Raw genomic sequence first — 12,729 nt, forward strand, 5'->3', positions numbered from 1 at the left:
GAGGCGGTTGACGAAAAGCAGATCGGCAGCCGATCAGGCTCTAGCTGGCTGCGCAATGCGTGATCGCCACAGCAAGAGCGCCATGACAACGAGGTTGAGCAGGTTCCAGGCAATACCGTTGAGGAACGCAGCCGCATAGGACCCGGTCAGATCGTAGATCCAGCCCGACATCCAGCCGCCGATCGCCATGCCGACGATCGTCGCCATGATGACGACGCCGACGCGCTGGCCGGCTTCCGCCGCCGGCATGTATTCGCGCACGATGATCGCATAGCACGGCACGATACCGCCTTGCGAAAGGCCGAAGATCAGCGACACGACGTAGAGCGAAGCCAGTCCATCAAACGGAATGTAGAAAAACAGCGAGACGCACTGCAGGACGGACCCTATGATAACCGTCCTGATGCCGCCTATCCTGTCGGCCAGAAAACCGGACCCGATGCGGCTGACGATCCCGCCTGCCAGCATCAGCGCGAGCATTTCGGTTCCTCGCGCCACGCCGTAGCCGAGATCCATGCAATAGGCGACGATGTGAACCTGCGGCATGGACATCGCCACGCAGCACCCGAGGCCGGCAACGATCAGCAGGCCTTGCAAGACGGCCGGCGATACGCCGATCGCCTGCACCGGCCGCATCGAACCGGCGCTCGAAAAGCCGTGTGCTTCGACAGGCACCTTGCGCTTCAAAAACAGCAGCAGCGGTATCATCGTCACAAGGCAGATGACGCCGATGCCGATATAGGTCGCGCGCCAGCCATAGAACGGAATGAAATCCTGCATGCCCAACGGCCACAAGGCACCAGCCAGATAGTTGCCGCAGGCGGCCGCCGCGACCGCCACGCCACGGCGGCGATCGAACCAGTGCGAAATATCGGCGATCAAGGGGCCGAAGGTCGTAGAAGCGCCGACCCCGATCAGAAGCGCCTGAATGACGGCGAATTGAAAAACCGACGTGGTCAAGGCAGCAAGAATGAAACCAGCGCCAAGCATCGCTGCCGCAACGAGCGCCGGGAACATAAAGCCCATCCGGTCGATGAAGCGGCCGATCACAACATTGCCGACGGCAAAACCGAGCATCGTCATCGTGTAAGGCAGCGAGGCATCGGCGCGGTCGATGCCGAATTCGCTCTGCACGTCCGGCAGCACGACCACCACCGACCACAAGCCCACGCCGCCGATCGTCGCGACAAACACCGAAACCGCAAGCCGGGTCCAGGAATACGTACTGTCGAGATAGGGAGCGTGGCGCGAGTCGTGGATAACGGTCGGGTTCATTGATGGGCGCATCCTGACGGCACACCGCGAACGACCGGCTTGCCTGAACCCTTTTCGCTTATTCGCCGGCCAGGAAGCAGCGCCACAGCCATTTTTCCGGCGCACCAGCGGGGGGTGACGAAAATGGTTTCCTAAACGCCCACCACCGCCGCGATTTCCTCAAGCAGTCGCGTGTCGTCGCCGGCCATGCCGTCCATCGACATCATCCGGGCGATGACGGTAGCACCGATGCGCTCCTCCACCGTGCCTTCGGCATAGGCGTAGTAGATGATGGCGCGCTTGCCGTCGCGATGGCAGCGGCCTTCGATCTGCTGAAGCTGGATGGCGCTGTGGCGCATATCATGCACCACCAGCGAACGCTCGCGCTCGCCGCCCGGCATCTCGCCCTGATGCAGCGAAATCGATTCGGTAACGGTGAAGATGACGGCGTCGAGCTTGCCGGTCTGGAAGGCGACACGCGTCCGCTCATTGGCATCGCCCGACTGTTCGCCGTTGATTTCACCGACCGTCCAGCCGCGCCCGGAAAGCTTTTCGGCCAGCATGGAGCTGGTTTCAAGGAACGCCACCGAGATCGCCACCTGCTGGCCGTTGGCAAGAAGATCGTCGGCGAATTCAGCCGTACCGGTCGTCCGGATCAGGCTGGCTTTCTGGCGAAAGCGCAGATCGGCGGCCCAGCCGGCGGCACGACGCGTGCTGCCGCCCAGAAGCCCGAGTTCGCGGCGGAATTCGCGCCATGTCGAATCGTAGAGCCGCTGGCCGGCGGCATCGAGCGCCGTCGGCGCCAGTTCGCGCTGAACTTCCGGCCAGCCGGCGATGTCTTCGGGGCGGCGGCGCATGCCGATGGCGTTCTCGCCGCGGTAGAGAAGGTCCGACATCGTCTTTCGGTCGGTCTCGTTCGGCTCCCACGACCAGTTCTTCCAACGCCCCTTGGCGCGGCCGATGCCCAGCCGCTTCATCAGCTTGCGGAAATCGTCGATCTCGCCGCTTGCGCCGCCGGTCGCATAGGCCAGCAACTTGCCGAGATAAGACAGTTCGTGCGGCGACTGGCCGGCGGTGGCACTCATATAGATGGTGAAATTGGCCGCCGCCGCCATCTGCCGGCACACCAGCCCCTGCTGCGCGCCCGGATTGCGGATGCGGTGGCTCTCGTCGATGATGACGATCGGCCAGATGCGCTTAGGCGCGCCATGGCGGGCAAGCTCGTTGTTCTTCGCCCGCGTCGAGCGCTTGGTGCTGACGGCAGGCGGCGCCAGCAGCGATTTTGTCCGCTCGAAATTCATGATGGTGACACGCTTTCCGGCATCCGGGGACCGGGCGATGGTGCGTCGCCACTGCGGAATGGCGCCCTTGGGGCAAATGACCAGTATGTCCGCCCCCGGCATCGCCGAGACGGCCAGCCACGCCGACAGCGTCTTGCCGAGGCCGGTCAGATCGCCGAGCAGGAAGCCCGGACGCCCCTTTTCGCGCGCAGCCAGAATGGCATCCCGCGCGACGAGCTGATGCGGGCGTGGGACGAAATCAGTGTCATCCGGCAAGACCCCGTCCATGACGATGCTCATGCCGCCTGCCCCGCGCACCAGCCGGACGACCACGCCCATTGGAAATTATAGCCGCCGAGCCAACCGGTTACGTCGACAACCTCGCCGATGAAATAAAGCCCCGGTACCGCTTTCGCCGCCATCGTCTTGGAATCGAGATCGCGGGTGTCGATGCCCCCAAGCGTCACCTCGGCCGTGCGGTAGCCCTCCGAGCCGGCCGGCTTGATGCGCCAGCCGTTCACCCTGCTTTCGGCAACCCGAAACTGCTTGTCGGAAAGATCGGCAAGATGGCTCGTCATGCCGAGCTCTTCGGCGATCGTCTGCGCCAGCTTCTTCGGCAGATGCACAGACAAGGCCGTCTGCAGCGCCTGTTTGCCGTTCTGCGCGCGCGCAGTGCGCAGGGTTTCGAAGATGTTGGTTCCCGGCGCCATCGAAATGGCGATCTCGTCGCCCTCGCGCCAATAGGATGAAATCTGCAGGATCGAAGGCCCGCTGACGCCGCGATGGGTGAACAGCATGGCTTCGGAGAATTTCGTCTTGCCGCAGGACACGACAGCGTCCACCGCATTGCCGGACAGCGGCTTCAGCCGTTCCAGCGTGTTCTGGTCGAAGGTCAGCGGCACCAGCGCCGGGCGCGTTTCCACCACCCGTACCCCGAATTGGGCCGCCACTTCATAACCAAATCCGGTCGCGCCCATTTTCGGGATCGACTTGCCGCCGCTCGCCACCACCAGCGATTGGCAACGAACTGCGCCGTCCGTCAGCTTGACCGCAAAGCCGCCGTCGACCCTGTCGATCCGCTCGGCGCGCGTCGCCAGCCTCAGCGCCGCACCATGCTTTTTCATCTCGGAGAGGAGCATGTCGATGATCTGCGTGGAGGAGCCATCGCAAAAGAGCTGGCCGAGCGTCTTTTCGTGATAGGCAATGCCGTATCGCTCGACCAGCGCGATGAAATCCCGCTGCATATAGCGGCTGAGCGCCGAAATGCAGAAATGCGGGTTCTGCGAGATGAAATTCTTCGGGCTGGCGTGGATATTGGTGAAGTTGCAGCGCCCGCCGCCGGAAATGCGTATCTTCTCGCCCGGCTTGGAAGCGTGATCGATGACGAGCACCGAGCGGCCGCGTTTGCCCGCCTCGATGGCGCACATCATGCCGGCTGCGCCCGCCCCTATCACCAGAACATCGACTGAATTCAAAACGCCGCTCCGCTTGCAAGCGCTCAACTACACCAGGAAGCACGCGATGTGGAGTGCCGTGGTCCATGCGAATGATCTATCGTAGTGGTTGCAGCCACCGTGAAACCTGCCGCATAAGTCGGCAATGATCGCGCCCCAATCCAATCTCAAGGCAGCCCTGTGGATGGCCGGTTCGCTTGCCTGCATGCTCGCCATGACCATCGCCGGGCGCGAAACAACCAGGGAACTGAACGTTTTTCAGGTGATGGAAATGCGCTCCGTGATCGGCTTGGTAATGCTTTACCCGCTGGTGCTGCGCAGCGGCGGCATCAGGGCGATGAGGACGACGCTGCCCTTGCAGCATCTATCCCGCAACATCGCCCACTATGCCGGCCAGGCCCTCTGGCTCTTCGCGCTGACGCTTATCCCGCTTGCCCAACTCATCGCCATCGAGTTCACGGCGCCGATCTGGACCGCCCTGCTCGCCATGGCCTTCCTTGGCGAGCGCATGAATATCTGGAAGACGGGCGCGATCGTGTTCGGGCTGATCGGCGTCACCGTCATCGTCCGGCCGGGCATTGCCGAGGTCAATGCCGGCCAGCTTGTCGTGCTCGCCGCTGCGGTCTGCTTCGCCATTTCCTTCGTGCTGGTGAAGGCGCTGACGCGGAAGGACAGCGCGGTAAAGATCATCTTCTGGATGCTGGTCATCCAGTCGGTCATCGGCCTGATCCCGGCGCTGCATGAGTGGAATTGGCCTTCTGCTCATGTCTGGCCGTGGATTTTCGTCATCGCCTTCGCCGGTTCCTACGCGCACTACTGCATGGCGCGTGCGGTGGCTCACGCTGACGCGACGGTCGTAATGCCTATGGATTTCGTACGCGTTCCGGCAACCGCGCTTCTCGGCTGGCTGGTCTATTCAGAGCGCATCGACATGTTCACCGCCCTGGGGGCTGCCCTCATTCTCGGCGGCAACCTGCTCAATCTCATGGCACGCGGCCGACGAGTCGCGCCGGCCTGACGTCGCTGGCCTTAAATCGGTGCGTTCTCGGTAGATCGCTGCCGATATGCGCGCCCCTGTCATACCGCCGATACACACCCAAAACTAAGCTGCGCTGGTACCTGGACACCAACGGAGACGACCATGTCCGACGATCAGACTGCCAAGGTGACGGCCCATCAGAAGAACGATGACGACAAGTGGTACTACTCGATCAGCGGCGATGACGAACGGGTCGGTCCATACGACTCCGAAGAGGAGGCGCTTGTAGCCGGCGAAGAGGTGCTCGACGAAATGGCGGGCGACGAAGAGGACGAAGATGAAGACGGCGACGAAGTCGTAGCCGAAGACGACAGCGACGAGGAAAAAGCCACGGCTTGAGCTGAACCGCTCAACGGCTTGCGATTGCCTGACCTTGTGAGGCGTCCACGCTCGTTGTCACTTGTCTCCATTGCCTGCAACGGTCCGATCCCGTGCGGGCAAGACTGAAATCGCCGCCAGCTTGCGGCTCGAACCTCAGTTGCCCGACAGGCCGCCGCCGCGATCCGTCCGCTTCTTCAACGGCGTCATCGTTTCCTCGCGCTTGCTCCAGCTCGCATAGCCGTCGTCTGAAGCGCAGCCCGTAAGCAGGCCGCCGGACAGAACCGTCAAAGCTGTCAGCACAAGCAGAATTCTCGCCATGTCGTCCTCCGTTCGGCCCGATGCATTTGCCTGACCACACTGCTTCAAGTCAACTGTTCCAGCACGAACCGGATGCGGCATCCACTGCAGGAAAACCGAAGAAGGATTCAAATTTCGATTATGCCGTTATTGTTAGACTTATTTGGCTTCTGTCTGCGAGCGGTTTGCCCCAGATAGAATTCAATTCCAGATTATGCCGAACGGGTGTGAAAACCTGCCGCGACTGCTATCTGTAACATGACACCCGCCCGGCACCGCGGGTCGAACCGGGCCAGAGCGGCCGAAGCCGCCGTATGCGAGAATCGGAGGAACGATGACACGTCTGCGCAAGCCCTATTCCTCGGTGCTCGACCTGATCGGCGAGACGCCGGTGGTCGAGCTGACGAAATTCGACACCGGCAAGTGCCGGCTCTTCATCAAGCTCGAGAGCCAGAACCCCGGCGGCTCGATCAAGGACCGCATCGCGCTTTCCATGATCGCCGATGCAGAACGCTACGGACGCCTGGCGCCCGGCGGCACGATCGTCGAGGCAACGGCAGGCAACACCGGCCTTGGCCTTGCGCAAGTCGGCATTCCCAAGGGCTACCGCATCATCCTCGTCGTGCCCGACAAGATGTCGCGCGAAAAGATCCAGCATCTGCGCGCATTGGGCGCCGACGTACGGCTCACCCGCTCGGATGTCGGCAAGGGCCACCCGGAATATTATCAGGACATGGCCGAGAAGATCGCAGCCGGCATTCCCGGCGCCTTCTACGTCAACCAGTTCGCCAATCCGGCCAATCCGCTGGCCCACGAAACCACGACCGGGCCGGAAATCTGGGAACAGCTCGAGCACAAGGTCGATGCCGTAGTCGTTGGCGTCGGGTCCGGCGGCACCCTCACCGGCCTCGGCCGCTTCTTCAGCCGAGTCTCGCCGCAGACCGAGATGGTGCTGGCCGACCCCGTCGGCTCGGTGCTGGCGCCGTTGATCAAGACCGGCAAGATGGAAGAGGCCGGCAGCTGGACCGTGGAAGGCATCGGCGAGGACTTCGTGCCGCCCAACGCCGACCTGTCGCTGGTCTCCAAGGCCTATTCGATCCCCGACAAGGCCAGCATGCTGGCCGTGCGCGACCTGCTGTCCCGGGAAGGTATTCTCGCCGGCTCCTCCTCCGGTACGCTTTTGTCGGCCGCACTGCGCTATTGCCGCGAACAGACGACCCCGAAGCGGGTCGTGACCTTCGTCTGCGACAGCGGCAACAAATATCTCTCCAAGGTGTTCGACGATTTCTGGCTGGCCGAACAGGGCCTCTCCGAGCGCGACAACCATGGCGATCTGCGCGATCTGGTCGCCCGCTCGCACCGCGAGGGTGGCACCGTCTTCGCCGGCCCCGGCGACAGCCTGCTGACAGCCTACGGCCGCATGCGCCGTGCCGACGTTTCGCAACTGCCGGTGCTCGACGACGGTAAACTCGTCGGCATCATCGATGAGAGCGACGTGCTGGCCGTGGTCGATGGCCCCTATGACAGCCGCTGGGATCGTTTCAACGCCCCGGTCAACTCGGCCATGAGTTCGGAACTCCACACGCTCCAGGCTAGCCAGACACTGGATTCTCTGCTGCCCGTCTTCGACCGCAACGAGGTCGCCATCATCTTCGACGGTGACGAATTCGTCGGTCTCATCACCCGCATCGACCTGATCAACCATTTGAGGCGCGCACGATGACCACTTCGCCGAAGAACCGCCTGGCTTTCGCCACCCGCACAATTCATGGCGGCCAGAGCCACGACCCGACCACCGGCGCGGTGATGGTGCCGATCTACGCCACCTCGACCTATGCCCAGCAGAGCCCCGGCGTGCACAAGGGTTTTGAATATGCGCGCAGCCAGAACCCGACGCGGTTCGCCTTCGAGCGCGCCATCGCCGACCTCGAAAGCGGCTCGGCCGGCTTTGCCTTCGCCTCGGGCCTAGCCGCAATCGCCACCGTGCTGGAACTGCTCGATGCCGGCGCGCACATCGTCGCCACCGACGACATTTATGGCGGGACGTTCCGGCTGCTCCAGAGGGTGCGCAAACGCACGGCCAATCTCGACATCACCTTTGTCGACTTCACCGACCTCGCCAAAGTCGAGGCCGCAATCCGGCCGGAGACGAAGATGCTCTGGGTGGAGACGCCGACCAACCCGCTGCTGCGCATCGTCGATCTTGAAGGCGTGGCTGCCCTTGCGCGCCGCAAGGGCTTGATCTCAGTCGCCGACAACACCTTCGCCAGCCCCTACATCCAGCGGCCGCTGGAACTCGGCATCGACATCGTCGTCCACTCGACCACCAAATATCTCAACGGCCATTCCGACATGGTCGGCGGCTGCGCGGTGGTCGGCGAAAACAAGGAAATCTTCGACCAACTGAAATTCCTGCAAAACGCCATCGGCGCGATTTCAGGACCGTTCGACAGCTTTCTGGCTCTGCGCGGCCTGAAGACGCTGGCGTTGCGGGTTGAAAGGCATTCGCAGAACGGCACGAAGATCGCAAAATGGCTGGAAAGCCGTTCCGATGTCCGTCGCGTCATCTACCCAGGCCTCGAAAGCCACCCCCAGCGCACAATCGCCAAGGCGCAGATGCACGCCTTCGGCGGCATGATCACGGTCGAATTCGACCGCGACCTCGCCGCGACGAAACGCTTTCTGGAACGCACGCAGCTTTTCGCGCTGGCCGAAAGCCTGGGCGGCGTCGAAAGCCTGATCGAGCACCCTGCCTTGATGACCCACGGCAGCATTCCTGCAGAACAACGTGCAGCGCTCGGCATCTCCGATTCGCTGGTGCGCATTTCGGCGGGCATCGAGGACGGCGACGACCTGATCGCGGATTTGGACCAGGCGCTGGCGGGATAGAAGCGATTTTTCTCAAAGCGCTCCGAGACGGCCAATGCACAACTGGCCGTCGGGAATTTGCGCCTAGACGATAAAAAAGTCGCCTGCGGTGAGCGATGTGCCGTGGCTCACAGCGGCGAATTTGACTGCTGCCGCGCCGCCGGCGCCGTCCGCATCGTACAGCAGATTGCCGGAGGCCTTGTTGTAGATGATGCGGTCGTTTTCATCGACGGCGGATTTGCCGATCACCAAGGCCCCGGCATCCAGCGCACCGGCTGCAAGCCCTGCAAAGACGGTGCTGTCGAGCTGAATAATGTCGTCGGCGGAGCTGAAGTCGAGGATCCTGTCGTGATTCGCTGAACCGGGCGCGGTATCGAAGACGAAGGTATCATTGCCCGCCCCACCCGACAGCCGGTCATGGCCGGCACCACCATTGAGAATGTCGTTGCCAGCGCCGCCGCGAAGCCGGTCATTGCCCGCGCCGCCAGTGATTTCATCATTGCCCGCACCGCCCCGCAGACGATCATTGCCTGCACCGCCGTCGAGGGAATCGTTGAACTTGCTGCCAGTGATGCGGTCGTTGCCGCCATTGGCGGCGACCAGCACGGCGTGATCGTAGTTCTTGTAGCTGACAACGTCTTTCGCGTCGGTCAGTGTGATCGATTCGGGTGGCGGAGCGACCGTGATGGTAATGGTCGCGACATTGCTATTGCCTTGGCCGTCAGTGGCATAGACGGTGAACGTATCGGTGCCGATAAAGCCTGCCTCGGGCGCATAATCGAACAGGTTCCCGTTCAGATAATCCGCGTGATAGTGCAGGCTGTCGAAATAATGGCCCTGGTGAAACGGGTAATAACCGGCCTCGTATTTCGTTTCCTGCTGCAGCGTGCCGTGGTCCGGCCCGTCGACAACGACGAAGCTGAGCAGATCGTAATCGGCATCCGCCGCGCTGAACTTGATGTCGTCGAGAGATTGCCCCGGCGCAAGCGTGAAGCTCAGATTGCTGACCGTGGGCGCGTGATTGATGAAGGTGTCGGGCTGCAGTGTGCCGCCATCCAGGATGATCTGATGCTGGCCATACTGGGTGTTTTCGCCGCCATAATATTCGTTGGCACCCGTCCATGTCACGGTGATGTCGTTCGGGCTGTCGGCGCTGACGGAGACGATCTGGGTGGACAGATAGGCGGCCTGATCGGACAGCGTGCGGATATAGTTGCCGTCATTGTCGAAGACGGCCGTTTCTATCGTCGTGAAGAGCTCGGTCCTGCCGTCATTGGTGAAGGTGGAGACGGTGAAGAAGCCGTCGAAAACATCCACTGAAGCCACATCGACCCAGCCGAACGGAAAATCCGTGTGCGCCCCTGTCGGCCCGAGAACGTCGCCGTCGGTTTCCGTTATGGAAAACAGAACCGCGTCGGGGCTCTCATTGTTGACGTCTTCCCAGACGTTCAGCTCACTGCCATTGCTTAAGGTCGGCATCGTGTTCTTCCCTTCGTTATCCGGCGAGACAGGGCTGCGAACGCCATTCACCGGGTAACATAGGCCGGCAATGAAGACCATTGCACGACAAAGTTCTTCGATACGACACATGCCGCCGTATTACGAACTTCGCCAAGGCGAGCCGCACAGCAGTTGCATAAAGCCGGTGCGACTGAAGCGCCTCGGCGCGGATCGAACCGCATCAAGCCGAAGCAAGCTATTGATGTTAAAGGAAGAAAGTGGTGGGTGCGACAGGGATCGAACCTGTGACCCGCTGATTAAGAGTCAGCTGCTCTACCAACTGAGCTACGCACCCACTCCACCGGCGAACCGGTGTTGGCGCGGGATATAGCCATACCTTTCCGGCCTGTCCAGCCCCCTAAATCAATCATTCGTTGTCAAAGTTCATTTTCGCCTGCGTCATTTATGCAAACAGCATTCCCTCGGCGATCTTGACGGCATTGCCACCTATGCGCGCGGCGGTCAGTTTGCCGCCCTCCACGTCGATTTCCAGCCGGATGCGCGATGGTCGCCCCATTTCCATGCCTTGCTCGATCCAGAATCGCGCAGGACCGTCGCTCGGCGCATCGAAATGCGTGATCGCACCGGAAAAGGCCGCCGCAGCCGATCCGGTCGCCGGATCCTCATAAGATGGACTGCCAGCCACGAACATGCGCGCATGAAAACTGCTGTCGTGATGGACCGTGTCGCGCGTGTAGACATAGGCGCTGGCCGGCTTGCCGTCGGTGCGTCTCGGTGTGAACTCCAGCCAGGCCGGGCTGTCGAGTCTCGCCCGCTTGGCGACATCGAGATTCGCCACCGGCACAGTCAGATAAGGCACGCCGGCCGACCACAGGCCGACGCGGTGATTCTCGAAGCCGATCTCGTGCGGGTCGAGGCCAAGGGCCGCACCGATCACTTCGGGCTCCACCGTCAGTTCCGATTGCTTTGACAACTCGGGAATGTCGAACTCCGCAAAGATGCCTGTTTCGCTACGCGAGATCGCGCAGCGAAACAGCCCGATATTCTCCTCCAGCACGAAAATCTCGTCCGTGCGGCTGCTGTCCAGTTCTGCCAGCGCGATCGCCGTGCCAACGGTCGGATGACCGGCAAAGGGCATCTCATAGACCGGCGTGAAGATACGCACCCTTGCCTTGTGCTTGGGGTTTTCCGGCGGCAGCACGAACGACGTTTCCGACAGGTTGAACTCGCGCGCTATGCGCTGCATCCCCTCCGTATCAAGGCCATCGCAATCGAGCACGACGGCGAGCGGATTGCCGGCCAGCCTTTCGCCCGTGAACACGTCATAGACGAGGTATTTCCTGCCCTTCATCGGCTTTCTTCCTGTTTCTCGCCCCAAACATGAGCGAAATTTAACTTGTAATCCTCGGCTCTAACCACGAGTTGTCGAGATATAGGGATTTTCGCATGCATAGGGGGCCGGCATGGACCAGATTGTCAATCGGCCAGTGACGGAAACTCCAGCGACGGTCGAAGCCGCTCTTGGCCTCGACAACAAGGGACGCGGACGCAAGCGTCGGCGCGGCTGGATTTATGCGCTCGTCGGTCTCGCGCTCGTCGCCGGCGGCGGATATTACCTGTTCTCCGAGCCGTCATCCGCCAAGATAAGCTACACCACCGTTCCTGCCGAAACCGGCAATCTCGTCGTTGAAGTCTCGGCAACCGGGACATTGCAGCCGCTGACCCAGGTCGATATTTCCAGCGAGCTCTCCGGCGTCGTCCGCTCGGTTTCCGCCGAGGAAAATCAGGAAGTGCGAAAGGGCGACGTGCTTGCCGCGCTCGACACCACCCGGCTGCTCGCCCAGATCGAACGCGCCGAGGCTTCCGTCAAGGCTGCCGAGGCAAAGGTTCTGGATGCCAAGACCACGCTGAAGGAAACCGGGCAGACGCTGGCCCGTTCGCGCCAGCTTTCCGCACGCGGCATGGTCGCCGATCAGATCCTCGACACGGCGCAGGCCGCGCGCGACCGCGCCGAGAGCGCAGTGGCAAGTGCCGAGGCCAATCTGGCAATCGCGGCTGCCGATCTGAAGCTGCAACAGGCCGACCTCGCCAAGAGCACCATCTATGCGCCGATCGACGGCGTCATCCTGACCCGTTCGGTCGATCCCGGCCAGACGGTCGCCTCCTCATTGCAGGCGCCGGTCCTGTTCGTCATTGCCGCCGATCTCAAGCAGATGGAACTCCAGGCTGCCGTCGACGAGGCCGACATAGGCTCGGTTGCGCGCGGCCAGAAGGCGCGCTTCACCGTCGATGCCTTCCCTGATCGCCGCTTCGACGCCGACATCCGAGACATCTCCTATGCCTCGACCACCACGGAAGGCGTGGTGACCTACAATGCCCGCCTGGCTGTCGACAACGCCGAACTGCTCCTGCGGCCCGGCATGACCGCCACGGTCACCGTCATCACGCGCGAGGCCAACGATATCCTCACCGTGCCGAGCGCTGCCTTCCGCTTTCGCCCGCCTGCGGCCGATACGAGGCGTGGCTGGAGCCTGCAGAACCTGTTCATGCCGCGCATGGGCAGGCCCGGCGGCGGCCAGCGCCAGCGTCAAGCCGCGGCATCCGACGGCACGCGCACGCTTTATGTGCTGAAGGATGGCCAGCCGGAGGCGGTCAAGGTCAAGACCGGCTCGACGAATGGCGAGGATACCGAGATCGTTTCCGGCGTCTCGGCCGGCGATCTCATCATCACCGGCAGCCAGACGCGGGGCTGAAC

The 12,729-nt window shown here is 62.2% G+C and carries 11 protein-coding genes and 1 tRNA gene; 5 read left to right on the forward strand and 7 right to left on the reverse strand.

The genetic code is table 11. The annotated features are described in order from the left end of the window. Window positions 1-33: 33 nt before the first annotated feature. The 3 genes from G6N74_RS07395 to G6N74_RS07405 all read right to left on the reverse strand — a co-directional run bounded on the left by G6N74_RS07395 (window position 34) and on the right by G6N74_RS07405 (window position 4,009). Entirely contained in the window at window positions 34-1,275 is a 1,242-nt protein-coding gene (locus G6N74_RS07395; RefSeq protein WP_165115916.1) for an MFS transporter, read from the reverse strand. A 131-nt stretch (window positions 1,276-1,406) separates the two neighbouring features. Continuing rightward, entirely contained in the window at window positions 1,407-2,873 is a 1,467-nt protein-coding gene (locus tag G6N74_RS07400) for an SNF2-related protein (RefSeq protein ID WP_205826572.1), read from the reverse strand. Next, entirely contained in the window at window positions 2,831-4,009 is a 1,179-nt protein-coding gene (locus G6N74_RS07405; protein WP_165115918.1) for a BaiN/RdsA family NAD(P)/FAD-dependent oxidoreductase, read from the reverse strand. Before G6N74_RS07405 ends, G6N74_RS07400 begins: the two co-directional genes overlap by 43 nt. Window positions 4,010-4,133: 124 nt before the next feature. Between G6N74_RS07405 and G6N74_RS07410 the strand changes: the two genes are divergently transcribed. Then, window positions 4,134-5,006, forward strand: coding sequence for a DMT family transporter (locus tag G6N74_RS07410; RefSeq protein ID WP_165115920.1), 873 nt, complete (start codon window positions 4,134-4,136; stop codon window positions 5,004-5,006). Window positions 5,007-5,129: 123 nt separating this feature from the next. Further along, the gene (locus tag G6N74_RS07415; RefSeq protein WP_165115922.1) at window positions 5,130-5,366 is read left to right on the forward strand and encodes a hypothetical protein; all 237 of its coding nucleotides are present in this window, start codon (window positions 5,130-5,132) and stop codon (window positions 5,364-5,366) included. A 135-nt stretch (window positions 5,367-5,501) separates the two neighbouring features. Here G6N74_RS07415 and G6N74_RS07420 read toward each other — a convergent pair whose 3' ends face one another. Then, on the reverse strand, window positions 5,502-5,666 hold the full coding sequence (locus G6N74_RS07420; RefSeq protein WP_165115924.1) for a hypothetical protein: 165 nt from the start codon (window positions 5,664-5,666) through the stop codon (window positions 5,502-5,504). Between the two features lie 313 nt (window positions 5,667-5,979). Between G6N74_RS07420 and G6N74_RS07425 the strand changes: the two genes are divergently transcribed. Then, window positions 5,980-7,368 (forward strand): pyridoxal-phosphate dependent enzyme, encoded by a 1,389-nt coding sequence (locus tag G6N74_RS07425; protein ID WP_165115926.1) that lies wholly within the window; start codon window positions 5,980-5,982, stop codon window positions 7,366-7,368. Continuing rightward, window positions 7,365-8,534 (forward strand): trans-sulfuration enzyme family protein, encoded by a 1,170-nt coding sequence (locus G6N74_RS07430; protein WP_165115928.1) that lies wholly within the window; start codon window positions 7,365-7,367, stop codon window positions 8,532-8,534. Before G6N74_RS07425 ends, G6N74_RS07430 begins: the two co-directional genes overlap by 4 nt. 63 nt (window positions 8,535-8,597) lie before the next feature. On the opposite strand, the gene G6N74_RS31150 is transcribed toward G6N74_RS07430, so the two are convergent. The 3 genes from G6N74_RS31150 to G6N74_RS07445 all read right to left on the reverse strand — a co-directional run bounded on the left by G6N74_RS31150 (window position 8,598) and on the right by G6N74_RS07445 (window position 11,325). Beyond that, on the reverse strand, window positions 8,598-9,992 hold the full coding sequence (locus G6N74_RS31150) for a calcium-binding protein (RefSeq protein WP_165115930.1): 1,395 nt from the start codon (window positions 9,990-9,992) through the stop codon (window positions 8,598-8,600). 240 nt (window positions 9,993-10,232) lie between these two features. Beyond that, window positions 10,233-10,308: transfer RNA gene (locus G6N74_RS07440), tRNA-Lys, on the reverse strand. Window positions 10,309-10,416: 108 nt separating this feature from the next. After that, a complete protein-coding gene (locus tag G6N74_RS07445) occupies window positions 10,417-11,325 on the reverse strand; it encodes a PhzF family protein (RefSeq protein WP_165115932.1) in 909 nt (302 codons plus the stop codon). Between the two features lie 112 nt (window positions 11,326-11,437). Here G6N74_RS07445 and G6N74_RS07450 point away from each other — a divergent pair, with 112 nt between their 5' ends. Further along, window positions 11,438-12,727 carry an efflux RND transporter periplasmic adaptor subunit gene (locus tag G6N74_RS07450; RefSeq protein ID WP_165115934.1) on the forward strand — a complete coding sequence of 430 codons (1,290 nt, stop codon included), beginning with the start codon at window positions 11,438-11,440 and terminating at the stop codon, window positions 12,725-12,727. Window positions 12,728-12,729: the final 2 nt, after the last annotated feature.

Source organism: Mesorhizobium zhangyense (genome assembly GCF_011045115.1).
In the GTDB taxonomy this organism is placed as follows: domain Bacteria; phylum Pseudomonadota; class Alphaproteobacteria; order Rhizobiales; family Rhizobiaceae; genus Mesorhizobium_M; species Mesorhizobium_M zhangyense.

Coding starts and splice junctions, on each gene's coding strand:
- G6N74_RS07420 (WP_165115924.1), bottom strand. CDS start 5,666: ATGGCGAGAATTCTGCTTGTGCTGACAGCTTTGACGGTTCTGTCCGGC.
- G6N74_RS07395 (WP_165115916.1), bottom strand. CDS start 1,275: ATGAACCCGACCGTTATCCACGACTCGCGCCACGCTCCCTATCTCGAC.
- G6N74_RS07430 (WP_165115928.1), top strand. CDS start 7,365: ATGACCACTTCGCCGAAGAACCGCCTGGCTTTCGCCACCCGCACAATT.
- G6N74_RS31150 (WP_165115930.1), bottom strand. CDS start 9,992: ATGCCGACCTTAAGCAATGGCAGTGAGCTGAACGTCTGGGAAGACGTC.
- G6N74_RS07410 (WP_165115920.1), top strand. CDS start 4,134: ATGATCGCGCCCCAATCCAATCTCAAGGCAGCCCTGTGGATGGCCGGT.
- G6N74_RS07445 (WP_165115932.1), bottom strand. CDS start 11,325: ATGAAGGGCAGGAAATACCTCGTCTATGACGTGTTCACGGGCGAAAGG.
- G6N74_RS07400 (WP_205826572.1), bottom strand. CDS start 2,873: ATGGGCGTGGTCGTCCGGCTGGTGCGCGGGGCAGGCGGCATGAGCATC.
- G6N74_RS07450 (WP_165115934.1), top strand. CDS start 11,438: ATGGACCAGATTGTCAATCGGCCAGTGACGGAAACTCCAGCGACGGTC.
- G6N74_RS07415 (WP_165115922.1), top strand. CDS start 5,130: ATGTCCGACGATCAGACTGCCAAGGTGACGGCCCATCAGAAGAACGAT.
- G6N74_RS07425 (WP_165115926.1), top strand. CDS start 5,980: ATGACACGTCTGCGCAAGCCCTATTCCTCGGTGCTCGACCTGATCGGC.